Here is a 21,598-nt window from a genome sequence, read left to right as displayed (position 1 = left end):
CAGCGTACATCTCTCCCGTTGTCGATCGCTCAACGCGCCGCGTGTGAATCGGTATTCTCTGCGGCCTGCTCGGCAGCCAAGCGGATGGCGTTGAATCCAGGATCGAAGCCGTGGGATACGTCGACGTGTTTGTTCAGTATCCCCTCGCGCTCGTAGATGTTCGCCGTGTTCTGTAGTCCCTTGATCACGCCGTCGTCGATGCTGACGCGTTCCATTCGGGTGTCCTGATTGATGGCCAGATGCACTTCGACAGGCAGGCCGGTGACCTTGGTCTGGGCCACCGCGTACTCCCTGGGATGGGCATTGACCCAGCGATAGGCGCGGTCCAGTCGTACGACGAAGTCATCCAGCTGTGCGCGTTTTTCGCTGATGGCCGCGCTGGTGGCTGCGAGGTAGGAATGGTTGGTCAGCAGGTCCGGTCCGTTGGGCAGGATGCGTGCGCCGTTCTGTGTCGCCACCGTGGTATAGGGCGCCCAGGTGGCCCAGGCGTCGGCGTCGCCGTTGTCCAGGATCAGGCGCGATTCGCTCGGCAGCAGGTAAACGAAGCTGACGTCGCTGGTTTTCAGACCCGCTTCGTTAAGAGCGCGAATCGCCAGGTAATGGCCGATCGAGCCGCGCCCGGTGACGATCCTTTTGCCTTTGAGGTCCGCGACGGACTTGATCGGCGAGTCGTCGCGCACGATCAGCGCCGTGGTGTAACGCCCTTTGACATGAGTGATGCTGATCACCTTCAGCGGTCCCCCGGCGCCGAGGGCGAAGACATAAGGTGCATCGCCCAGCGCACCGACATCGACCGCACCTGCGTTCAAGGCCTCGCCCAACGGCGAGGCGGACGGAAACTCGGAAAACTTGATGTCGTAAGGGACGTCTTTCAGCTCGCCGGACACCTCCAGCAAAACCTTGAGGGCCGATTTCTGGTTGGCCACCAGCAGCGGCTGCAGGGGTTGCGCAGCGTGGGTGGACGGAGTGAACGACAGGGCGAGCAGGGCGCTGAGCAGTAGCCGTTTGGCTCGCAGCGATGGATGATTCGGGGCGGATATGACGCGCGTCTCCAGGCGTTAGAAAATCAGAAATGCTGCCTCCGCCTGGAGAAGGGGTCGGCATGATGGGTTGAACGGGGCTCGGTGCCTGTGGCCGTCCGGCTGGCGGACGACCACGGAGGAGTGCCGGAAATCAGATCACCTTGAATCCATGGGTTGCGTCGCGGCCCAGTTGCTCCACCAGACCGAACTCCCAATCCAGGTACGCCTGCATCGCTTCGCGGGGTGCGTCGGTGCCCTCGTAAGGACGGCGATAGCGGTCGATGCGCGGGGACGCGAGGTGAGTTTCGCCGCTTTCGACGTCGAACCCGGCCGCGATCCAACTGGCGGTTCCGCCCTGGAGAAGAAACACCGGCTTACCGGTCAGGGCCTCGACTTCCGGCACGGCAAGGCGGGCCAGCTTGCCACTGCCGCACGTCAGCACGTAGTGCTCGGCCGCCGGAATCTTGCGCAGGGCGCTGGAGAGGTCGGCGCGCAGCGTCCACCAGGCACCGGGAATGTGGTGTTTGACGTACTGGGCGCTGGCGGTGAAATCGAGCACGGCCACCCGACCCTGTTCCTGCCACTGGCGCAGGGTCTGCGGGCTGATTTCTTCTACCTGCCAAGGCGTCGGAATCGGTGCATGCCAGGCGCCCGTTTCGCTGAATTCGGAGAGCTTGAGGCCATCGATCACATACACCTCCCAGCCCAGTTGCGCGAGCCAGGAGGCTGACATATTGGCGCGTACGCCGTTGTCGTCCAGCAGAGCAATCCGGGCGCCACGCACGCTGGCGTAGTGATCGGTTTCCTGAACCAACTGGCCGCCTGGGGTCGAGCGAGCGCCCGGCAGATGACCCGCCTCGTATTCCTCAGGGGTCCGCACGTCGAACAGGTAGGTGGTGCGTGTGGCATCGGCCTGCCAGGCCTGCAGATCGGCCAGGCTCCCGCGCTTCACGCCAGCCTTGTCTGCCACGTTGCGAGCGTCGGCGCTCGCGAGCTCAAGAGTGCGGTCACTGACGGCAGGAAAGCGTCGAGACTGGCCATGATCCAATGCCTGCCCGGCGAGCAACCAACCGATGGTACCGTTGCGCAATGCGCAGACGGGATTGGGCAGCCCGGCGTTGACCAACGACTGGGTGCCAATGATGCTGCGTGTACGCCCGGCACAGTTGACGATGATGCGCGTCTGCGGGTCAGGCGCCAGTTCGCGGGCACGCAGCACCAGTTCCGCGCCAGGTACGCTGACACCGCCGGGTATGCTCATGGTCTGATATTCGTCGAAACGGCGGGCATCGAGCACCACGACGTCGGCCTTGTCATCAAGTAACTGTTTGACTTCTTCGGCTGCAAGCGAAGGGGTGTGGCGATGATGCTCGACCAGTTCGCCGAACGCTTTGCTCGGTACGTTGACGTCGATGAACAACTCGCCACCTGCATCGCGCCAGCCCTGCAATCCGCCTTCCAGCAACCTGACGTTGCCGTAGCCCAAGTCCTTCAGTCGAATCAGCGCGATCTGCGCCAGCCCCTCACCATCGTCATACAACGTGATGACGGTATCGCGACGCGGGATGCGCGAAAACACCTCCAACTCAAGCTTCGAAAGAGGAATGTTGGCTGCGAAAAGCGGATGGCCTTCAGCGAAAGGGGCCTCCTCGCGGACGTCGACCAGGGCGACCTCTTCACGGGCCAGCAGCGCGGCGCGGATATCGGCAAACGAACGGGTGCTGTAATTCATCGGGCGGGGTTCTCTTTGGACAGGTCCCAAATGTTGGGGAGATAAGCGTTGGAGTAGCCGGAAATGAACAGCTTTTCGCTGCCGTCCGCTTGGAAAATGGCACGCTTGACGGCACCGATGTTGGCGCCGTAGACATGAATGCTGATCGACACTCGATCGTCGAACGCGTTGCTGACCTGGTGAATGTCGTTGCGGCGAGGGGAGAGCGCCTCGACATGGCCGGGGTCGAGCCGAATGGGCGCCCCTTCCTTTTCAAGGCGACCTTCGGCGTTGCGGGCGAAGCCTTGGGAGTATTCGGCACCGCGCAACAGGCCAATCAGTCCCCAGACCCGGTGATCATGGATGGGCGTGCTCTGACCCGGGCCCCAGACAAAACTGACGACGGAAAACCGCTGACGCGAGTCGGCATGCAGCAAAAATTGTTGATAGCGCGTCGGGTCGGACGCTGCGAATTCGTCAGGGAGCCAGTCGTCGTGTTTCACCAGTTGGCCCAACAGTTTACCGCCGCGATGCAGCAGATCGCCCTCGCTGGGATGACTGTCGATCAGTTCGGCCAGCGCACCGATGAAAGCGCGCAGACGTTCGGGGTGACGAGGATGGCTCATGTCGGCTCCATGACCGGTTTGGATAGCCAATATAAGCATAATAATGTCTATTAATATGCTATTTATTGATGATTAGGTTATAACGAAAAAGCATTTGCTCCGCGCCTCTTGGACGGCGGGGTATCCACTTCCGCCGATTGGAATTATGCTTTTTACCTATCTTCTCTTTCCTCTTCCATGTGCGAACAGAATGAAAATTGATGACATCGACGCCTTCGTGGCGGTGATTCGTTGCCAGTCGATCAGCCATGCCGCTGAAACGCTGGAGCTGACTCAGCCAGCCATCACCCGTCGGGTGCAAAACTTCGAGCAGGCCCTGGGTGTCGAGTTGTTCGACCGTAATACCAAGCCGCTCAAACCGACGGCCATGGGCATGCAGGTCTACCAGAAATGCCTGGCGATCCTGCGGGAAATGGATTCGCTGCGAGAGTTGGTGGCCAGCGATACGCCCCCCAGTGGCCTGCTGCGTCTCGGTGTACCGCAAACCATTGGCGATGTCGTTTTGCTGGACGCGCTGAAACACCTGCGTGGCGAGTTTCCGGATTTGCGCGCGCAGGTGGTCACCGGCTGGGGGAGCCACTTGATCGGGAAGATCGAAAAGGGTGAGCTCGATGCCGCGGCTGCGCTGTTTCCGGCCGGCAAGATTTTTCCTGAGGCGATCATGGGCGAATCCATTGGCAAAATGGAGTTGGTGGTGGTCTGCGCCAGAGAACGTCTACCGAAAAAGCCCGTCCGGCTGGCGGATTGTTATGAGCAGGGGTTTGTGCTTAACCCGGACGGCTGCGGCTTTCGCGCTGGTCTCCAGCGCACGCTGGTCGATCAAGGGTTGAGCCTGAAGGTCAATCTCGAGACCTTCGGCACCGAACTGCAATTGGGGCTGGTGGCCGACGGTATGGGCCTGGGCCTGGTGCCGCGTCCACTGCTGGAGCGCAGCGTGCATCGCGACACGTTGGCCGTGATGCCGCTGAAGGATTTCAAGCCGGTGCTTGACCTGTGGCTGATCTACCCGCGCTTCCTGGGCAATCTTCAAGCCCCGGTGAGTCTCTTCGGACGCCTGGTGGCAGAGGCGCTGAAGCAGGCACGCGAGGCGGCGTGAATGGCCTGATTGTTAATAAAAAAAATTGATAATTACCTTAGAATAAAATGTGATTTTTAAATAGCCTGCAGCGCGTTTAGGCTCCCTCGACATGTCTATTCAGACTAATAGGGAGTCATGCATGAGCAACGTCAGTCCTTTGCCGGTCTCGTCTGGTGCAAGCAGTGTGCGGGACCGGGTCACCCCGGAAGAGTGGGAAGTGCGGGTGAAGCTCGCTGCCGCTTACCGTCTCGCCGCGCTCAAGCGCTGGACTGACCATATCTACACCCACTTTTCCGCGCGAGTGCCTGGGCCGGACGAACATTTCCTGATCAATGCCTTCGGCCTGTTGTTCGACGAGATCACAGCTTCCAACCTGGTCAAGGTCGACATCGACGGCACCCTCGTCGACGACCCTACGGGCCTGGGCATCAACCATGCCGGTTATGTGATCCACAGCGCCATCCATGCCGCACGCCCCGACCTTAAAGCCGTGCTGCACACGCATACCCGCGATGGCATTGCGGTTTCGTCGCAGAAGCAGGGCTTGTTGCCGATTTCCCAGCACGCTCTGGCGTTCTCCGGGCGAGTGGCCTATCACGGCTACGAGGGGATCGCGCAGGACCTTGGCGAGCGTGAGCGTTTGGTGGCGGATCTCGGAGACAAGAGCGTGATGATCCTTAGAAACCACGGCCTGCTCACGGCGGGGATCAGTGTCGAGCATGCATTCAAGCAACTGCACAATCTTGAATACGCCTGCAACATCCAGGTAGCGGCCCAGGCCGCGGGCAATGCCGAGTTGATTTTCCCGCCGCAAGACGTGGTCAAGAAAGTCGAAGACCAGACCAAGGTGTTCCACGATGGCAACGGGCCTGGCGTCAAGCGGCATTGGAATGCGTTGATTCGCGAGTTGGATCGCCACGGGACGGACTACAAGGATTGACCCCTGAGCCACGCACACCGCTTGTCGTTGTCGCGTGGCTCGGAACCCATCGATGGCCCGCCGCGATGGGTTCGATCCTGTTCCGGTCAGGCGACTTTTCCGTGTTTTTCCCGCTCCCGCCGGGCCACGCGTTCTCGGGTCAGCGGGATCAGCTTTTTCCCGTAATCGATGGCGTCTTCCAGCGGATCGAACCCGCGAATCAGGAAGGTGGTGATGCCCAGGTCGTAATAATCCAACAGCGCGTCAGCGACCTGTTCCGCCGTGCCGACCAGCGATGTCGAGTTGCCTTTCGCCCCGAGCAGTCCGGCGATGCCGGTCCACAGGCGTTTGTCCAGGCGCGTGCCTTGCTCTGCTGCTGCAAGTAGACGCCGGGACCCTTCGTTCGCAGGCTCGCGACGGGGCGTGCCGTTCGCCTTCGCCAGCGCCGCAGCACGTTCCAGGATGCTGTCGGCTCGCGCCCAGGCCTCTTCCTCGGTGTCGGCGAGAATCGGACGCAGAGACAGGCTGAAACGCACGGTGCGTCCGTGTTTCGCCGCTTCTTCCCGCACCCGTTGAACGATGTCCCTGACCTGTTCATAGGTTTCGCCCCACAAGGCGTACACATCGGCGTGTCTGCCGGCCACTTCAATGGCGGCTTGGGAAGCCCCTCCAAAATACACGGGGATGTGGGGAAGTTGGGGGGATTTGACCCGAGAATGGGCACCCTCGAATTGGTAGTAGGTGCCGTGGTGATCGAAGGGCGTGTCCGCGGTCCATTCCTGACGCAGCACGCTCAGGTACTCATCGGTCCGCGCATACCGCTCGTCCTTACCGATAAAGCTGCCGTCGGCCTTCAGCTCCTGATCGTCGCCACCGGTAATGATGTGGATTGCGGTGCGCCCTCCATTGAACACGTCCAGCGTCGCAAACTGTCGTGCCGCCACGGTGGGGGAGATGAACCCCGGTCGATGAGCGACCAGAAACTTCAGTCGGGTCGTGACGCTGGCGGCGTAGGAAGCAATGAACGCGCTGTCCGGACTGTCCGAGTGGTAGGCCACCAAGGCCCGGTCGAATCCGGCCTCCTCGTGGGCCCGTGCCACCTTTTCGACATACGCGGGTTGGACAGCGGCTCCGCTGCGAGGGTGGATCTCGGAGAAAGGCTGCGTGGCAATGTAACCGATGAATTCTAGGCTCATGGCAGTTCCTTGTGAGGTAGGCCGAATGGGCGGGAGCGCACCGTCGCGCAAGTCCGTTCTGCAACATAAGGGTCTGCTACACGTCTGTGAAATTCGATTTGGCGCTAAGCTAATTATGAAAAATATGCATTCATATTCCTATAGAGCTGAGAAATAAGAATATTAGCTTATTGCCAATCGTCATTTCTATCCTCATTTTTATGCGCTTAGGCTATCTCCTCAACGAGCAACACTTGGCGTTTCTTGATGCGAAATGCGCCAGTTGCTTCACTTCAAATGCGTTTTGCAGGGATGTCGTTGCATGGGGTTTATCAGTCGTGGGGTTGGGCGCAAGGGTGGTGCGCTGTTGCTGTCATGTGTAGCGCTGCTGGCCAGTGGGTGTGGCGATGAGGACCACCATCGAGCGGCCGTCGTCGACGCGGTGGATTGGTCGAAGGTCAAGTTAATCCTCGGCGATCAGGCCAAAGGCCTGCGGACGGTGGTCGAGGCGTCGAAGGCGTTCGATGACATCCCTTACCAGGTGGAGTGGGCGAACTTTCAGGGCGCTGCGCCGTTGTTCGAGGCACTGCGCGCCGGTGCCGTCGACCTTGCTCCAGCGGGTGATACGCCTGTCCTGGCAGCTGCCACGGGTGGCACACCGTTGCGTATTGTCGCGGTCAGGCGAGGCCAATCGCGCAGCATCGGAATCCTGGTGCCACCCGACTCGGACATCAAGACCGTGGCCGATCTGAAAGGCCGAAGTGTGTCGATCTCATCGGCCCGAGGCAGCATTTCTCAGTACCTGCTGATCCGCGCGCTGGAGAACGCAGGTGTCAAGGAGTCGGACGTCAACATCGGATTCGTGATGCCGACCGACGCGCTTTCTGCGTTTCATGCCGGCAAGATCGACGCCTGGGCGACGTTTGGTATTTACCAGGCCTTCGCCGAAGAGAATGGCGCGCGGCTGCTGCTCAGCGGAGAAGGGATCAACACCGGGCTGACGTTCATCACGGCGTCGGACAAGGCTTTGGCTGACTCGGTCAAATGCCAGGCCCTGAACGACGTGCTGCAACGCCTGGCCAAGGCGTTCGATTGGGCGAGGGCGAACCCGGAGCGTTACGCGCAGGTGTTCTCCAGTGCCAACAACGTTCCGCTGCCGGTGTCGCAGCGGCTACAGAGTTGGGGAGTGGAGTCCTTGCAGCCCGTCGAGCCGTCCGATATCGCCGCATTGCAGGGGGTCGACGACCTTTTCGTGGCGAAGAAGATATTCCCGCGGCCGGTGCAGGTGTCCGCACTGGTGGACCGTGAGGTATTTCCGAGCGCTCACGGGGTGTTGTTGCGGTGAACGGGGTTGGCAGCCAGTAACCGAATCGCTCGAGAACGGCGAACATCGCGCCGGTTGCACAGTAGTGTCTGTGACAGACACCGGAATGACAGTAGCTCTCATGGGCAACTCGCCTACCCCATGAGAGCTGTACCGATCAGCCGTCCGCTCAGTGGCGAGACGCTTCCTGATCCATCGCCAGCAATTGCTTTTCCTGATCCCAATCGAACGGCTCCTCGTTCTGCTCGGCTTCGTAACGGCGCTCTTCCAATGCCGTGTACAGGTCGATTTCCTCGTCGGGCATGTAATGCAGGCAGTCGCCGCCGAAGTACCACAACAGGTCGCGCGGCACCAAGTGGGCGATTTGCGGGTACCTCTGGATGACCTGACACAGCAGGTCCTGGCCCAGGTACTGGCTTTCGATGGGTTCGACCGGCAGCAAGGCGAGCAATTCGTCATACCGTTCGATGAACAGCGCATGGCTTTCTTCGGGCACCTGTTCGGCTTCACCGAGCGCGACCAGAATGCTGCGCAGGTGCGTCAGCAGGTTGAGAGTGCGGTCGAGATTGGCGTCGGCCATGATGAAGTCCTCAAAGACAAAAACAGGCGCGGGAGTATAGATCCCTGCACGGGTGACCGATACCCCAATGAGGACTGGTGGCAATCCCTCGCCACTCGTTGCGACGGGTTGTGACATGCGGCGGCAGGGTAAGCGAGCGAGAATGAAAGCAGCTTTCCTCCGCGCGCCCGGCAAGATTGCCGGGCCGCCGTGAACAGCCCCGGCCGTTCTCAGTGCCAGAGGCCGGCCAGGTAGCGATGCCCGGCTTCGGTCAAAGCGAGGTTCGCATACGGATGATTGGGATTCGGCTGGCGGGTGACGAAGCCGATGAGCAGCAAGGTTTGCAGGGTTTGGGTCGGTCTGCCGCTGTAGATATCCTCCCCAGAGGCAATTTCGGCAAGCAGGCAGCGGTGGGTCAGGCGTTGATCGATCATGGTGCGTCCCCTTGGTGTTTTCTTGTTGTTACCGGGGAGTCTAGGCCAATCTTCGAGGATGTGCAGGCTAGAGCGGTGGATTTAAAAAAATCCAAGTAAAACCGGGTGAGGTGGGACGGGCTCGATTGTTACGAAGCCCGTCTGTCGGCGCTTGCACCGACGACCAGACGCAGTCGTCCGATCGCGGCGCCAAATCCCACCTGCCCAGGCTCAGCGTTACCGGATTTTTCCGTCGGAGGGTTTCAACTGCTCTTTATCGAAGTCATCCACATCGATGACTTTGCGTCGCGCGGCTTGCGCTGCGTGCAGTTTCTGCGCCTCGGAGGCTTGCAACACACCGGCACGCAATGCGGCGTCGATCAGCGGCTCGCCGCCAGCGGCCTTGAACTGGCCGCCTTTGACTGCTCGGTGCAGTTTTTCGTGCAAAGGGTTGGCTTCGTTCAGCAGATCGACGGCCCGCTGCAGGGCGCCAACGGGGTCGTCCTCGGAGGTCGGGCGATAACAGCCAGCCAGGATCGACTCCAGGGCGGGATCACCTTTGGCGCGGCCCAGGATGTGTGCAACTTCGGCGTCCAAGGCATCGGACGGCCCTTTGTGACGGCGGCCCAGTGGAAACACGATCACCCGTAGCAGAGCGCCGACGATGCGATTCGGGAAGTTGCTCAACAGTGCATCCAGCGCACGCTCGGATTGGCCAAGGGCCTCTTCCATTGACCAGCGAAACAGCGGCACCAGTGCCTCGGGACAGTTCAGATCGTGATAACGCTTGAGGGCGGCGGAGGCGAGGTACAGATGGCTGAGCACGTCGCCCAACCGCGCCGACAGCCGCTCGCGACGTTTGAGCTCGCCGCCCAGCACCATCATGCTCAGGTCCGCCAGCATGGCGAAGGCCGCCGCCTGCCGATTCAGCGCACGGAAGTACCCTTGACTCAGACGGTCGCCCGGTACGCTTTCGAAATGACCCAAGCCGAGGTTGAGCACCAGCGTGCTGGAAGCGTTGCGCACCGCGAAACCGATGTGTTGCAGCAGCAAGTCGTCGAACTCCGCCACCGCGCGGTCATGATCCTCACGCCCGGCGAGGGCCATTTCCTTCAGCACGAAGGGGTGGCAGCGAATCGCACCCTGGCCGAAAATCATCAAGTTACGCGACAGAATGTTCGCGCCTTCGACCGTGATGAAAATCGGCGCGCCCTGCCACGAGCGTCCCAAGTAGTTGTTGGGGCCCATGATGATGCCTTTGCCACCGTGCACGTCCATGGCGTGGGTGATGCATTCGCGGCCGCGCTCGGTCAGGTGGTACTTGAGAATGGCCGAGAGCACCGAGGGTTTTTCCCCCAGGTCCACGGCATTGGCGGTCAGCATGCGTGCGCTGTCCATCAGCCAGGCATTGCCCCCGATGCGCGCCAGCGATTCCTGAATCCCCTCGAAGGCAGCGAGCGGCACGTTGAACTGCTCGCGAACCCGGGTGTACTGCCCGGTCACCAGGCTGGTGTATTTCGCCGCCCCGGTGCCAACCGCAGGAAGTGAAATCGATCGGCCCACGGACAGGCAGTTCATCAACATCATCCAGCCTTTGCCGAGCATTGGCTGGCCACCGATCAGGTAGTCCAGCGGGATGAAGACATCCTTGCCCGAGTTGGGGCCGTTCATGAACGCTGCACCCAAAGGCAGGTGGCGACGGCCGATGTTCACGCCCGGGGTGTCGGTGGGGATCAGCGCCAGGCTGATGCCCAGGTCTTCTTCCTCACCCAGCAGATGCTCGGGATCGTAGGCCTTGAACGCCAGACCGAGCAGCGTGGCCACCGGCCCCAGCGTGATGTAGCGTTTTTCCCAGTTCAAGCGCAGGCCGATGACCTCTTCGCCCTGCCATTGGCCTTTGCAGACGATGCCAGTATCGGGCATCGCCCCGGCATCCGAGCCCGCCAGCGGACCGGTGAGGGCAAAACAGGGAATGTCATCGCCTCGTGCGAGCCGCGGCAGGTAGTGATTGCGCTGCTCGTCGGTGCCGTAATGCAGCAGCAATTCGGCCGGGCCGAGGGAGTTGGGGACCATCACGGTCGAGGCGAGGTCGCCACTGCGGGTCGCCAGCTTCATTGCGACCTGCGAGTGAGCATAGGCCGAAAAGCCTTTGCCGCCGTAGGCCTTGGGGATGATCAGGGCGAAGAAACCGTGTTCCTTGATGTGCGCCCAGGCTTCGGGTGGCAGGTCCATGTCCTGGCCAATCTGCCAATCGCTGACCAACGCGCAGAGCGCTTCGGTCGGACCGTCGATAAAGGCCTGTTCCTCTTCGGTCAGTTGGCTTTTCGGATAAGCAAGGAGGGTGTTCCAGTCCGGACGACCGCTGAACAATTCGCCGTCCCACCAGACGGTCCCGGCGTCGATGGCATCGCGCTCGGTGTCCGACATGGGGGGCAGGACTTTCTGGAACCAAGCGAACATCGGCGCACTGAAATAGCGGCGACGAAGGTCGGGCAGGGCAAGCGGCAAGGCGACCGCCAGCCACAGCAACCAGGGGATGATCATCCAGCCATGGGCATGGCTGAAAGCCCCCATCAGCAGCAGGTACACCGCCACGACCCCCAAGGCGGGGAACGGCGCGATCCGCCGGTGGGCCAGCCAGGCCACGCCCAGCACCAGCCCCACAATCCACAACAACAGCATAAGCATCCCTCCATGATGACGGCGCCATCGAGCACCATCGGCAACCCGGGCAGCCGCTCTGGCCCGCGCATCGTTAGTGACACTGCATGGTAAGGGGAGTTCGGAGCGTGGCCGATGTGCATGAAGGTGTGGCTCGAATACCCCCTTCGCCTCGGCCGGGTTTTTTCCCTCGGGCGTGACCAGGAGACAGCCAACGGTGAATTCAGCATCCAGTGCTGTTCGATGGAGTAGACTGAGTTGCCGCAGGCATATGCCACTAACTCGTCCGATCGCGCACAGGGGAACACCTCATCATGTTGAAAATCTGGGGCCGCAAGAACTCGTCCAACGTTCGCAAGGCGTTGTGGATCGCTGAAGAGCTGGGGCTGGCGTACGAGGCGATCAACGCTGGCGGCGCGTTCGGGCTCAATAACCAGCCCGAGTACCTGGCCAAGAACCCCAATGGCGTGGTGCCGATGATTGAAGACGGTGATTTTGTGCTATGGGAATCCAACGCCATCGTGCGCTACCTGGCCGCGCAATACGCTGCAGATTCGGCACTGTTCCCTCGCGATCCGAAGGCCAGGGCACAGGCGGACAAATGGATGGACTGGACCACCTCGACCTTCGCTACGCCTTTTCGCACCGTATTCTGGGGTGTGTTGCGCACTCCGCCGGAGCAGCAGGACTGGGCCCAGATCAACGCGGCCAAAGCGACGATCGAGGGGTTGTTGCGCATCGTCGAGGATGCACTCGCTGCACAGCCTTATCTCTCGGGATCTGAATTCGGCATGGGTGACATTCCGCTGGGCAGCTTCATTTACGCCTGGTTCGAAATGCCGATTGAACGTGTCGAGCAGCCTCACCTCAAAGCCTGGTACGAGCGTTTGCAGCAGCGTCCTGCGTTCCGCAAGGCGGTCATGACGGCGTTGACCTGATACGAAAGCGTCAGATCGATAAGTACTATCGATAGATCTCGCTGTACTTGCGCGACGTCGGCACGCAACATTGGGGTCCGCGTCGCGCTTGCCTTTGAATACTTCGGCGGCGATTGCCTCCGTTGCTCGCAACGCCCGCGTGTTTCTTTCGTTTAATTTTCCTTTCCTTTTATTGGTGTGTTTCCGTCATGAGTTCAGCCCTGTCCATCCGACAGCTAACCAAGACCTACGGCAACGGCTTCCAGGCCCTCAAAGGCATCGACCTGGATGTTGCCGAAGGCGATTTCTTCGCTTTGCTCGGCCCCAACGGCGCGGGCAAGTCCACCACCATCGGCATCATCTCGACCCTGGTCAACAAGACATCGGGCACCGTGAACATCTTCGGCCACGATCTGGACAGCCAACCGGCGCAGCTCAAACGCTCGATCGGCGTGGTGCCGCAGGAATTCAATTTCAACCAGTTCGAGAAGACCTTCGACATCGTCGTGACCCAGGCGGGCTACTACGGTATCCCCCCGAAAGTCGCCAAGGAGCGTGCCGAGCAGTACCTGACGCAGTTGGGGCTCTGGGACAAGCGCGGCGTGCAGTCGCGCTCGCTCTCGGGCGGGATGAAGCGGCGCCTGATGATTGCCCGTGCGCTGATTCATGAACCGCGTCTGCTGATCCTCGATGAACCGACGGCGGGCGTGGACATCGAACTGCGCCGCTCGATGTGGACGTTCCTCACCGAGCTGAATCAGAAAGGCATCACCATCATCCTCACCACCCATTACCTGGAAGAGGCTGAGCAGTTGTGCCGAAACATCGGGATCATCGATCACGGCACCATCATCGAAAACACCGGCATGAAGACGCTGCTCAACACGTTGCACGTCGAGACGTTTCTGCTGGACCTCAAAGACCCGCTGCCGGCCGCCCCGCAATTGGCCGGTTACCCGGCGCGCCTTGTGGATAACCACACGCTCGAAGTGCAGGTCGACAAGACCGTCGGCATCACGGCGTTGTTCAGCCAATTGGCGCTGCAAAACATTCAGGTGCTGAGCCTGCGCAACAAGACCAACCGCCTGGAGGAACTGTTCGTGGGCCTGGTGGAAAAAAACCTGTCGAAGGTGGCGATATGAGTTCGGAACTGCGCCCCAACCTGATTGCGATGAACACCATCGTTTATCGCGAAGTCCGCCGGTTCATGCGCATCTGGCCGCAGACGCTGCTGCCCCCGGCGATCACCATGGTGTTGTACTTCGTGATCTTCGGCAACCTGATCGGTCGGCAGATCGGCGACATGGGTGGCTTCACTTACATGCAGTACATTGTGCCGGGGCTGATCATGATGTCGGTGATCACCAACTCATACGGCAACGTCGTGTCCAGCTTCTTCGGCGCCAAGTTTCAGCGTTCGGTGGAGGAGCTCATGGTGTCCCCGGTTTCGCCACATACCATCCTGATCGGCTACACCATCGGGGGTGTGCTGCGCGGATTGGCCGTGGGCGTGATCGTGACGATCCTGTCCATGTTTTTCACCGATCTGCAGGTGCATCACCTGGGCGTCACGGTGGTGGTGGTCGTGTTGACCGCGACGATCTTTTCGCTGCTGGGCTTCATCAATGCGGTGTTCGCCCGCAATTTCGATGACATCTCGATCATCCCTACCTTCGTGCTGACGCCGCTGACCTACCTGGGCGGGGTGTTCTATTCGATCAACCTGTTGCCGCCGTTCTGGCAAACCGTTTCGCTCGCCAACCCCGTGCTGCACATGGTCAACGCTTTCCGCTTCGGGATTCTGGGGGTTTCGGACATCCGGATCAGCATTGCGCTGGCCTTCATGGTCGTGGCGACCGTCGTGTTGTATTTCGGTTGCGCGCGGCTGCTGGTCAGTGGGCGCGGGATGCGGCAGTAATACCTGACCTGTAGAGGCGCGCTTGCCCGTGATTGCGGGGTGTCAGTCACCCTCCGTGTTGTTTATGCGGATGTCATCGCGGGCAAGCGCGCTTATACGGGTTGGCGGCGGCAATCAAATTCGTGGTCTTTCAACTGCGAAGGCGTTGGCGCCGTTTCCATTGCCGTCCGACCCACCAGCGCCAGTAGGCCATCGTTGCGAAGTACCCCACTACCCCCAGCACCACGCCTGCCACCACCGAGCCCAGCAGGAACGGCTGCCATAACGTCGATAATTGCCCGCTGATCCAGTCCCAGCTCATCTCGTCCGGGAAGTGCCGGGGTGGCAAGCCCATCAGCAGCGCGCCGATCTTGTACGTGCAATAGAACACCGGCGGCATCGTCAACGGGTTGGTCAGCCAGCACAGGCTCACGGCGATAGGCATGTTGGCCCGCACCCAAACGGCAAGACACGCTGCCAGCAGCATCTGCAACGGCATGGGCATCAGCGCCGCAAACAGCCCCATCCCCATGGCGCGCGCCACGGAATGTCGATTGAGGTGCCAGAGGTTCGGGTCGTGCAGCAAGGTGCCGAGAAAGCGTAAGGATTTGTGTTCCCGAATGCTGTTCGGATCGGGCATGTACCGCTTGATCAACTGGCGTGGCATACGGGAAATCCGAGGGGCTGGGCGGGGAGGTCGAGAAAGTATGCATGGATGATGGCGGATGGAAATTCAGACATTGTGACAATTAATAAATGCGCGATGGATTCAGTGCGCTAAGTCATGAAGGTGAATGTCATCGGTCGATGAAGGGAAGCCTTATGCGCACAGGGATGGTGGCGCTTGCACTGGGGTTGCTGGTGCTGCGTTTTCTGCCGGCATTACCGCCGGTCTGGTTGATAGTGGCGATGCTGTGGGTCGGGCTCATGGCCTTGCCATTTCGCACCTATCCGCTGGCGTTTTTTCTGTTCGGGTTGACCTGGGCAACGGTGTCAGCGAAAGGCGCGCTTGAGGATCGGCTGCCCGAGCGCTTCGATGGCCAGACCCTCTGGCTGGAGGGCACCGTGGTCGGTTTGCCCAGTGTTGCGGAAGGGGCCACGCGCTTTCAGCTCGACAACCTCGTGTCGCGGCGCACCCCCTTGCCCGAACGCATTCGGGTCGCATGGTATGACGGGCCGCCCGTGAACAGTGGCGAACGCTGGCGGCTGGCGGTCAAACTCAAGCGCCCGGGCGGCCTGGCCAACCCTGATGCGTTCGATTACGAAGCCTGGCTGCTCGCCCAGCGGATCGGTGCCACCGGTACGGTGGTCGACGGCACGTTGCTCGCGGCCACCGGCACAGTGTGGCGCGATGCGATAAGGCAACGCCTGCTCGCCGTCGACGCACAAGGGCATGAGGGCGGCCTGGCCGCGCTTGTGCTCGGGGATGACTCGGGTTTGAGCGCGAAGGACTGGCAGGTGCTGCAAGACACCGGCACCGTGCACCTGTTGGTGATTTCCGGCACGCACATCGGCTTGCTCGCAGGGCTGCTATATGGCCTGGTCGCCGGGCTCGCCCGCTTGGGCCTGTGGCCCCGCGTCATCCCGTGGCTGCCATCAGCCTGTGGGCTGGCCTTCGCTGGCGCATTGGTCTATGGCTTTCTGGCCGGGTTCGGTGTGCCGGTGCAACGCGCCTGCGTCATGCTGGGGTTGGTGCTGATATGGCGCCTGCGTTTTCGCCATCTGGGCGTGACCTGGCCGTTGCTGATCGCGCTGAATCTGCTCTTGCTCGCGGATCCTTTGATCAGCCTGCGTCCCGGGTTCTGGTTGTCATTCACCGCGGTTGGCATCCTGATTCTGATTTTTGCCGGGCGACTCGGTCCCTGGCATGGGTTGCACAGTTGGTCGCGATCGCAGTGGCTCATCGCCGTCGGCCTGTTGCCGGTGCTGCTAGCCCTCAATCTGCCCGTCAGCTTGAGTGGTCCGCTGGTCAACCTGATCGCGGTGCCTTGGGTCAGCCTTTTCATCTTGCCCATGGCGCTGTTCGGCACCTTTTTTCTCGCCATACCACCCCTTGGCGAGACATTGCTCTGGCTGGCGGGTGGTTCGATGGAGGGGCTTTTCCGCTTTCTTTCCTACATGGCGCAGGCCTTGCCCGCCTGGACGGGGCCAGCGGTCCCGGTCTGGGTCTGGCCCATGAGCCTGTTGGGCGCCGTGCTCCTGTTGTTGCCTGCTGGCGTCCCCCTGCGTCCGCTTGGTTGGCCCATGCTCCTGCTCTGCGTGTTCGCGCCGCGGGAGGTGGTGCCGCCCGGCGAGGTCCGCGTTCAGCAACTGGACGTCGGGCAGGGGCTGGCGATTTTACTGCGTACCCGCGACCACGCCTTGCTGTACGACGCCGGCCCACGGTTTGGTGAGTTCGATATCGGCGAACGCGTGGTGTTGCCGGCGCTTCGCCGCGCAGGGATAGGGACGCTGGACGTGATGCTGCTCAGCCACGCCGACGCCGACCACGCGGGCGGCGCCCAGGCCGTAAAGCGCGCCTTGCCCGTGGTGCGCACCCTGGGTGGGGACATCGAACGCATGCCACCCGGCTTGTCTGTTCAACGTTGCAACAAAGGTGAAACCTGGACCTGGAACGGGGTGACGTTTTCGACATGGCTGTGGGACCAGGCAGCGGAGGGCAACCAAGGGTCCTGTGTGTTACGGGTGGACGCCGCAGGCGAGCGGTTATTGCTGACTGGGGACATTGACGCCCAGGCCGAGCAGGCGCTGCTGGATGAGGGCGTCGACGTGCGCGCCCGGTGGCTGCAGGCGCCCCACCACGGCAGCCGGACCTCCTCGTCAAAACGCTTCCTGCAAGCGGTGTCGCCCGAAGGCGTGCTGATTTCCCGGGGCCGAAACAACGCCTTCGGGCATCCCCATCCGCTGGTCATGTCCCGCTATCGCTGGTTGGGTATCGAGACCCATGACAGCGCCGAACGCGGTGCTATTACCCTTCAACTAGGCGCCTTCGGCAAGGCGAAGGCGGAGCGGGAGGTACGGCGATTCTGGCGAGATTGAAGTGTGCGTTCGGTGATCGGCGGGTTCGGCGAGGCGTCAACCCTATGGTAGAGTGGCGCCACTTTTTTTCAGGGGGTGGTTGCTGTGTGGGAGCTGGTCAAATCGGGTGGCTGGATGATGCTGCCGATCATTTTGAGTTCCATCGCCGCCGTCGGGATCATCATCGAACGTCTGTGGACCCTGCGCGCCAGCCGCATTACGCCACCACATTTGCTGGGTCAGGTATGGCGCTGGATTCAGGACAAGCAACTGAGCAGCGAAAAACTCAAGGAGCTGCGTGCCGATTCGCCCTTGGGTGAGATCCTCGCCGCCGGTCTTGCCAATTCCCGACACGGTCGCGAGATCATGAAAGAGTGCATCGAAGAAGCGGCCGCTCGGGTGATTCATGATCTGGAGCGCTACCTGGCGACCCTCGGCACCATCGCTGCCATGGCACCCCTGCTAGGGCTGCTGGGTACCGTCTTGGGCATGATCGACATCTTTGGCTCGTTCACCGCCACCGGCATGACCGGCAACGCCGGGATGCTCGCCGGGGGGATCTCCAAGGCGCTGATCTGCACCGCCTCGGGCCTGACCGTGGCAATCCCGACTATTTTCTTCCACCGCTATCTGCAAAGCCGGGTTGATGAACTGGTGGTCGGCATGGAGCAGGAAGCCATCAAGCTGGTGGAAGTGGTGCAGGGTGACCGTGACGTCGACTTGACCGACGCCAAACCCGACCTCAAGGCCGCTGCCCGCGGCGAGGGTCGCAAGAAGTGAAATTCCGCCGTCGCAAGCCCCGCGAGACCATCGACATCAATCTGGTGTCGCTGATCGACGTGGTGTTCATCCTGCTGCTGTTCTTCGTGGTCACCACCACGTTTACCCGCGAAACCCAACTGCGTGTGGACCTTCCCCAGGCGGTGACCGGGGCGTCTGCCGACGATGTCGATAAAAAGCACGTGGACATCACGATCAACGCCGATGGCGTCTATTCGGTGAACAACACCCTGTTGGCCGACAGCAAACTCGAGACCCTGATCGACGCCCTGCAGAAAGAGTCGGGCGGCGACACCAGCCTGGCGTTGTCCATCAGTGCGGATGGAAAGACGCCGCATCAAGCGGTGATCACGGCCATGGATGCGGCGGGCAAGCTGGGTTTCGCCCACCTGCGCATGACCACTGTCGAGGCGGCTTCGGCTAATTGATGGCACTCACCGATCGCTTGCTCGATGCCTGGTACAACGGCCATCCGGCGCTGGTCCTGTTGCGGCCGCTGGAAGCCCTCTATCGACGCGTGGTCGACCGCAAGCGGGCACGCTTCGTCGCCGGTGCAAGCGAGGTGTACCGGCCGACGGTGCCCGTGATCGTCGTGGGTAACATTACCGTGGGTGGCACGGGGAAGACCCCGCTGATTCTCTGGATGATCGAACACTGCCGCCAGCAGGGCCTGCGCGTTGGCGTGGTCAGTCGCGGTTATGGGGCCAAACCTCCCAGCCTGCCGTGGCGCGTCCGTGCCGATCAGCCGGCCGAACAGTCCGGAGACGAGCCGCTGCTGATCGTCAAGCGCACCCAGGTGCCGCTGATGATCGACCCTGATCGTGCTCGCGCCGTACGGGCGTTGCTCGCGGCAGAACCACTGGACCTCATTCTCTCCGACGACGGCTTGCAGCATTATCGGCTCGCTCGCGATCTGGAGCTGGTGCTGATCGATGCCGCGCGAGGGCTGGGCAATCGCCGTTGCCTGCCCGCCGGTCCGCTGCGCGAACCGGTCGAGCGGCTGAACAGCGTCGATGCGCTTTTGTACAACGGCGCACGCAGTGACCGCGACGACGGTTTCGCGTTTCATCTGCAGCCCTCTGCGCTGGTCAATCTGGTGACGGGAGCGCGCGCGGGGCTGGATCATTTTCCAGCCGGTCAGGCCGTGCATGCCGTGGCGGGCATCGGTAATCCGCACCGTTTCTTCAATACGCTCGAAGGACTAAACTGGCGGCCGGTCCCACATGCCTTCCCCGACCATGCCCAGTTCACCGCAGATGCCTTGGCGTTCACGCCCTCCCTGCCGCTGGTCATGACCGAGAAAGACGCTGTGAAGTGCACCCCTTTTGCAGCGCCGGACTGGTGGTACCTGGCCGTGGAAGCGGTACCTTCTCCGGCCTTCGTCGATTGGTTCGATACGCAGTTAACCCGGCTTCTGCCATGACTCGCTCAGGATTTTTTATGGACACCAAATTGCTCGACATCCTTGCCTGCCCGGTCTGCAAAGGCCCGCTCAAGCTCAGCGCCGATAAGACCGAGCTGATCAGCAAGGGCGCAGGCCTGGCTTATCCGATCCGTGATGGCATTCCGGTCATGCTGGAAAGCGAAGCGCGCACCCTGACCACCGAAGAGCGGTTGGACAAATGACGGCTGGATTCACCGTTGTCATTCCGGCGCGTTATGGCTCCAGTCGTTTCCCCGGCAAACCGTTGAAAACCATCGCGGGCAAGCCGATGATCCAGCACGTCTGGGAACAGGCGCGCAAAAGCAGTGCGCAGCGCGTGGTCGTGGCCACCGATGACCCGCGGATCGTCGAGGCCTGTGAAGGGTTCGGAGCCGAAGTGCTGATGACGCGCGACGACCACAACTCCGGGACCGACCGGCTGGCGGAGGTGGCCGCGCAACTGGGCCTTGCCAACGATGCCATTGTGGTGAACGTGCAGGGCGACGAGCCGATGATTCCACCGGCGGTGATCGACCAGGTCGCCGAGAACCTCGCCGCCCATCCCGAAGCCCGCATGTCGACGCTGGCCGAACCGATCGAGGATGTCACGGCCCTGTTCAATCCGAACGTGGTCAAAGTCATTGCCGACATCAATGGCCTGGCCCTGACCTTCAGCCGGGCGCCGCTGCCATGGGCTCGCGATGCCCTGGCCCGAAGTCGCGACGAATTGCCCGAGGGCGTGCCCTATCGCCGTCACATTGGCATTTACGCTTACCGCGCCGGGTTCCTGCACGATTTCGTCAGTTGGGGGCCGTGCTGGCTGGAAAATACCGAAAGCCTCGAACAACTGCGGGCGCTTTGGCACGGCGTGCGCATTCACGTGGCCGATGCAGTGGAGGCGCCCCCTGCTGGCGTCGACACAGCAGAAGACCTCGAGCGCGTTCGACGCTTGCTGGAGGCCTGATCGTGCGTGATCGTCGTGCTCAGGTAATCACAGTGCAGGCCTGCTCATGAGCCTGGATATCCACGCTGACATTTCGCTCAAGCCCTTTAATACGTTTGGCGTCGATGTCAGGGCCCGGCTGTTCGCCGAGGCCCATTCGGATGCCGATGTCCATGAAGCGCTGGCTTATGCCGCCGAGCATCGTCTTGAGCTGCTGGTGATCGGCGGCGGCAGCAACCTGTTGTTGACCCGGAACGTCGACGCCCTCGTGCTGCGCATGGCCAGTCGTGGGGTCCGGATCGTTCGCGAGGATTGCGACATGGCCATTGTCGAAGCGGAGGCCGGCGAGCCTTGGCATCCTTTCGTTCAGGACATGCTTGCCAGGGGGTTGTCAGGGCTGGAAAACCTGAGCCTCATCCCGGGCACCGTCGGGGCTGCTCCAATGCAGAACATTGGCGCCTATGGCGTGGAGCTGAAGGATGTTTTCCACAGCCTGACAGCGCTGGACCGCGAGACCGGCGAACAGCGCGAGTTCGATCTCGCTGCCTGTGCTTTCGGTTACCGCGACAGCCTGTTCAAACATCAGCCGGGCCGCTGGCTGGTGCTGCGGGTGCGTTTTCGCTTGAGCTACCCGGCCAGGTTGAACCTGGATTACGGCCCGGTGCGTCAGCGCCTGCAGGAGCAAGGTGTCACGGAGCCAACGCCGATGCACGTGAGTCGAGCGATTTGCGCGATACGCAGCGAAAAATTGCCTGACCCGGCCGTGCTGGGCAATGCAGGCAGTTTTTTCAAGAATCCCCTGGTGTCTGCCGAGTTGGCTGCGCGAATTGGCGAAGCTCACCCCGGGCTGGTGGCTTATCCACAGGCCGACGGCCAAGTGAAGCTCGCCGCGGGTTGGTTGATCGAGCAGGCAGGCTGGAGGGGGTATCGGGACGGCGATGCCGGGGTTCACGCGCTTCAGTCACTGGTGCTGGTGAATTACGGCCGTGCGACCGGATGCGATCTGTTGAATCTGGCAGAGCGCATCCAGGCCGATGTTCACGCCCGCTTTGGGGTTACGCTGGAGATGGAACCGAACCTCTATTGAAGGACGCTTGCGATCGCCATTCCGTTGCCCGAGCGTCTTTCGGGG

General features: G+C 61.5%; 21 protein-coding genes. 13 read left to right on the top strand and 8 right to left on the bottom strand.

Features of this window, described 5'->3' with window-relative positions; genetic code table 11:
• Positions 1-29: 29 nt before the first annotated feature.
• The 3 genes from DBP26_RS07005 to DBP26_RS06995 form a co-directional block, all read right to left on the bottom strand.
• A complete protein-coding gene (locus tag DBP26_RS07005) occupies positions 30-1,040 on the bottom strand; it encodes an ABC transporter substrate-binding protein (protein WP_108237164.1) in 1,011 nt (336 codons plus the stop codon).
• A 133-nt stretch (positions 1,041-1,173) separates the two neighbouring features.
• Complete coding sequence (locus DBP26_RS07000; protein ID WP_108237163.1) at positions 1,174-2,754, bottom strand: rhodanese-related sulfurtransferase; 1,581 nt, start codon at positions 2,752-2,754, stop codon at positions 1,174-1,176.
• A complete protein-coding gene (locus DBP26_RS06995; RefSeq protein WP_108237162.1) occupies positions 2,751-3,359 on the bottom strand; it encodes a cysteine dioxygenase in 609 nt (202 codons plus the stop codon). Before DBP26_RS06995 ends, DBP26_RS07000 begins: the two co-directional genes overlap by 4 nt.
• 190 nt (positions 3,360-3,549) lie before the next feature.
• Between DBP26_RS06995 and DBP26_RS06990 the strand changes: the two genes are divergently transcribed.
• Together DBP26_RS06990 and DBP26_RS06985 are read left to right on the top strand one after the other, a co-directional pair.
• Positions 3,550-4,455 carry a LysR family transcriptional regulator gene (locus tag DBP26_RS06990; RefSeq protein ID WP_108237161.1) on the top strand — a complete coding sequence of 302 codons (906 nt, stop codon included), beginning with the start codon at positions 3,550-3,552 and terminating at the stop codon, positions 4,453-4,455.
• A 121-nt stretch (positions 4,456-4,576) separates the two neighbouring features.
• Positions 4,577-5,377, top strand: coding sequence for a class II aldolase/adducin family protein (locus DBP26_RS06985; RefSeq protein ID WP_108237160.1), 801 nt, complete (start codon positions 4,577-4,579; stop codon positions 5,375-5,377).
• A gap of 86 nt (positions 5,378-5,463) precedes the next feature.
• On the opposite strand, the gene DBP26_RS06980 is transcribed toward DBP26_RS06985, so the two are convergent.
• Positions 5,464-6,552, bottom strand: coding sequence for an LLM class flavin-dependent oxidoreductase (locus DBP26_RS06980; RefSeq protein WP_108237159.1), 1,089 nt, complete (start codon positions 6,550-6,552; stop codon positions 5,464-5,466).
• 301 nt (positions 6,553-6,853) lie between these two features.
• Here DBP26_RS06980 and DBP26_RS06975 point away from each other — a divergent pair, with 301 nt between their 5' ends.
• Positions 6,854-7,876: an ABC transporter substrate-binding protein gene (locus DBP26_RS06975; protein ID WP_108237158.1), complete on the top strand. Its 1,023-nt coding sequence runs from the start codon at positions 6,854-6,856 to the stop codon at positions 7,874-7,876.
• Between the two features lie 148 nt (positions 7,877-8,024).
• Here the strand turns inward: DBP26_RS06975 and DBP26_RS06970 are convergent, their stop codons facing one another.
• The 3 genes from DBP26_RS06970 to DBP26_RS06960 all read right to left on the bottom strand — a co-directional run bounded on the left by DBP26_RS06970 (position 8,025) and on the right by DBP26_RS06960 (position 11,509).
• Entirely contained in the window at positions 8,025-8,435 is a 411-nt protein-coding gene (locus DBP26_RS06970) for a PA2817 family protein (RefSeq protein WP_108237157.1), read from the bottom strand.
• A gap of 209 nt (positions 8,436-8,644) precedes the next feature.
• Positions 8,645-8,848: a hypothetical protein gene (locus DBP26_RS06965; protein WP_108237156.1), complete on the bottom strand. Its 204-nt coding sequence runs from the start codon at positions 8,846-8,848 to the stop codon at positions 8,645-8,647.
• A 216-nt stretch (positions 8,849-9,064) separates the two neighbouring features.
• Positions 9,065-11,509, bottom strand: coding sequence for an acyl-CoA dehydrogenase (locus tag DBP26_RS06960; RefSeq protein WP_108237155.1), 2,445 nt, complete (start codon positions 11,507-11,509; stop codon positions 9,065-9,067).
• A 293-nt stretch (positions 11,510-11,802) separates the two neighbouring features.
• Between DBP26_RS06960 and DBP26_RS06955 the strand changes: the two genes are divergently transcribed.
• The 3 genes from DBP26_RS06955 (at position 11,803) to DBP26_RS06945 (ending at position 14,323) form a co-directional block, all read left to right on the top strand.
• Positions 11,803-12,426 carry a glutathione S-transferase gene (locus DBP26_RS06955; RefSeq protein ID WP_108237154.1) on the top strand — a complete coding sequence of 208 codons (624 nt, stop codon included), beginning with the start codon at positions 11,803-11,805 and terminating at the stop codon, positions 12,424-12,426.
• 188 nt (positions 12,427-12,614) lie between these two features.
• The gene (locus tag DBP26_RS06950; protein ID WP_108237153.1) at positions 12,615-13,547 is read left to right on the top strand and encodes an ABC transporter ATP-binding protein; all 933 of its coding nucleotides are present in this window, start codon (positions 12,615-12,617) and stop codon (positions 13,545-13,547) included.
• Complete coding sequence (locus tag DBP26_RS06945) at positions 13,544-14,323, top strand: ABC transporter permease (protein WP_108237152.1); 780 nt, start codon at positions 13,544-13,546, stop codon at positions 14,321-14,323. Before DBP26_RS06950 ends, DBP26_RS06945 begins: the two co-directional genes overlap by 4 nt.
• A 130-nt stretch (positions 14,324-14,453) precedes the next feature.
• On the opposite strand, the gene DBP26_RS06940 is transcribed toward DBP26_RS06945, so the two are convergent.
• Complete coding sequence (locus tag DBP26_RS06940) at positions 14,454-14,969, bottom strand: DUF2062 domain-containing protein (protein ID WP_108237151.1); 516 nt, start codon at positions 14,967-14,969, stop codon at positions 14,454-14,456.
• A 155-nt stretch (positions 14,970-15,124) separates the two neighbouring features.
• Between DBP26_RS06940 and DBP26_RS06935 the strand changes: the two genes are divergently transcribed.
• The 7 genes from DBP26_RS06935 to murB all read left to right on the top strand — a co-directional run bounded on the left by DBP26_RS06935 (position 15,125) and on the right by murB (position 21,553).
• Positions 15,125-17,341, top strand: a complete 2,217-nt coding sequence (locus DBP26_RS06935; protein ID WP_108237150.1) for a DNA internalization-related competence protein ComEC/Rec2 — start codon at positions 15,125-15,127, stop codon at positions 17,339-17,341.
• Positions 17,342-17,425: 84 nt separating this feature from the next.
• Positions 17,426-18,100 (top strand): MotA/TolQ/ExbB proton channel family protein, encoded by a 675-nt coding sequence (locus DBP26_RS06930; RefSeq protein WP_108237149.1) that lies wholly within the window; start codon positions 17,426-17,428, stop codon positions 18,098-18,100.
• The gene (locus DBP26_RS06925) at positions 18,097-18,528 is read left to right on the top strand and encodes a biopolymer transporter ExbD (protein ID WP_108237148.1); all 432 of its coding nucleotides are present in this window, start codon (positions 18,097-18,099) and stop codon (positions 18,526-18,528) included. Before DBP26_RS06930 ends, DBP26_RS06925 begins: the two co-directional genes overlap by 4 nt.
• Positions 18,528-19,523 (top strand): tetraacyldisaccharide 4'-kinase, encoded by a 996-nt coding sequence (gene lpxK / locus DBP26_RS06920; RefSeq protein ID WP_108237147.1) that lies wholly within the window; start codon positions 18,528-18,530, stop codon positions 19,521-19,523. Before DBP26_RS06925 ends, lpxK begins: the two co-directional genes overlap by 1 nt.
• A gap of 17 nt (positions 19,524-19,540) precedes the next feature.
• Positions 19,541-19,726: a Trm112 family protein gene (locus DBP26_RS06915; RefSeq protein WP_108237146.1), complete on the top strand. Its 186-nt coding sequence runs from the start codon at positions 19,541-19,543 to the stop codon at positions 19,724-19,726.
• The gene (kdsB, locus tag DBP26_RS06910) at positions 19,723-20,487 is read left to right on the top strand and encodes a 3-deoxy-manno-octulosonate cytidylyltransferase (RefSeq protein ID WP_108237145.1); all 765 of its coding nucleotides are present in this window, start codon (positions 19,723-19,725) and stop codon (positions 20,485-20,487) included. Before DBP26_RS06915 ends, kdsB begins: the two co-directional genes overlap by 4 nt.
• Before the next feature lie 46 nt (positions 20,488-20,533).
• A complete protein-coding gene (gene murB, locus DBP26_RS06905) occupies positions 20,534-21,553 on the top strand; it encodes a UDP-N-acetylmuramate dehydrogenase (RefSeq protein ID WP_108237144.1) in 1,020 nt (339 codons plus the stop codon).
• Positions 21,554-21,598 lie beyond the last annotated feature (45 nt).

This window comes from Pseudomonas sp. RIT409, from assembly GCF_003052515.2.
Classification (GTDB): domain Bacteria; phylum Pseudomonadota; class Gammaproteobacteria; order Pseudomonadales; family Pseudomonadaceae; genus Aquipseudomonas.
The sequence above is the reverse complement of the archived record's forward strand: the minus strand, read 5'-3'. Positions and strand labels throughout refer to the sequence as shown.

Coding starts and splice junctions, on each gene's coding strand:
- DBP26_RS07000 (WP_108237163.1), bottom strand. CDS start 2,754: ATGAATTACAGCACCCGTTCGTTTGCCGATATCCGCGCCGCGCTGCTG.
- DBP26_RS06995 (WP_108237162.1), bottom strand. CDS start 3,359: ATGAGCCATCCTCGTCACCCCGAACGTCTGCGCGCTTTCATCGGTGCG.
- DBP26_RS06990 (WP_108237161.1), top strand. CDS start 3,550: ATGAAAATTGATGACATCGACGCCTTCGTGGCGGTGATTCGTTGCCAG.
- DBP26_RS06985 (WP_108237160.1), top strand. CDS start 4,577: ATGAGCAACGTCAGTCCTTTGCCGGTCTCGTCTGGTGCAAGCAGTGTG.
- DBP26_RS06980 (WP_108237159.1), bottom strand. CDS start 6,552: ATGAGCCTAGAATTCATCGGTTACATTGCCACGCAGCCTTTCTCCGAG.
- DBP26_RS06975 (WP_108237158.1), top strand. CDS start 6,854: ATGGGGTTTATCAGTCGTGGGGTTGGGCGCAAGGGTGGTGCGCTGTTG.
- DBP26_RS06970 (WP_108237157.1), bottom strand. CDS start 8,435: ATGGCCGACGCCAATCTCGACCGCACTCTCAACCTGCTGACGCACCTG.
- DBP26_RS06965 (WP_108237156.1), bottom strand. CDS start 8,848: ATGATCGATCAACGCCTGACCCACCGCTGCCTGCTTGCCGAAATTGCC.
- DBP26_RS06960 (WP_108237155.1), bottom strand. CDS start 11,509: ATGCTGTTGTTGTGGATTGTGGGGCTGGTGCTGGGCGTGGCCTGGCTG.
- DBP26_RS06955 (WP_108237154.1), top strand. CDS start 11,803: ATGTTGAAAATCTGGGGCCGCAAGAACTCGTCCAACGTTCGCAAGGCG.
- DBP26_RS06950 (WP_108237153.1), top strand. CDS start 12,615: ATGAGTTCAGCCCTGTCCATCCGACAGCTAACCAAGACCTACGGCAAC.
- DBP26_RS06945 (WP_108237152.1), top strand. CDS start 13,544: ATGAGTTCGGAACTGCGCCCCAACCTGATTGCGATGAACACCATCGTT.
- DBP26_RS06940 (WP_108237151.1), bottom strand. CDS start 14,969: ATGCCACGCCAGTTGATCAAGCGGTACATGCCCGATCCGAACAGCATT.
- DBP26_RS06935 (WP_108237150.1), top strand. CDS start 15,125: ATGCGCACAGGGATGGTGGCGCTTGCACTGGGGTTGCTGGTGCTGCGT.
- lpxK (WP_108237147.1), top strand. CDS start 18,528: ATGGCACTCACCGATCGCTTGCTCGATGCCTGGTACAACGGCCATCCG.
- DBP26_RS06915 (WP_108237146.1), top strand. CDS start 19,541: ATGGACACCAAATTGCTCGACATCCTTGCCTGCCCGGTCTGCAAAGGC.
- kdsB (WP_108237145.1), top strand. CDS start 19,723: ATGACGGCTGGATTCACCGTTGTCATTCCGGCGCGTTATGGCTCCAGT.
- murB (WP_108237144.1), top strand. CDS start 20,534: ATGAGCCTGGATATCCACGCTGACATTTCGCTCAAGCCCTTTAATACG.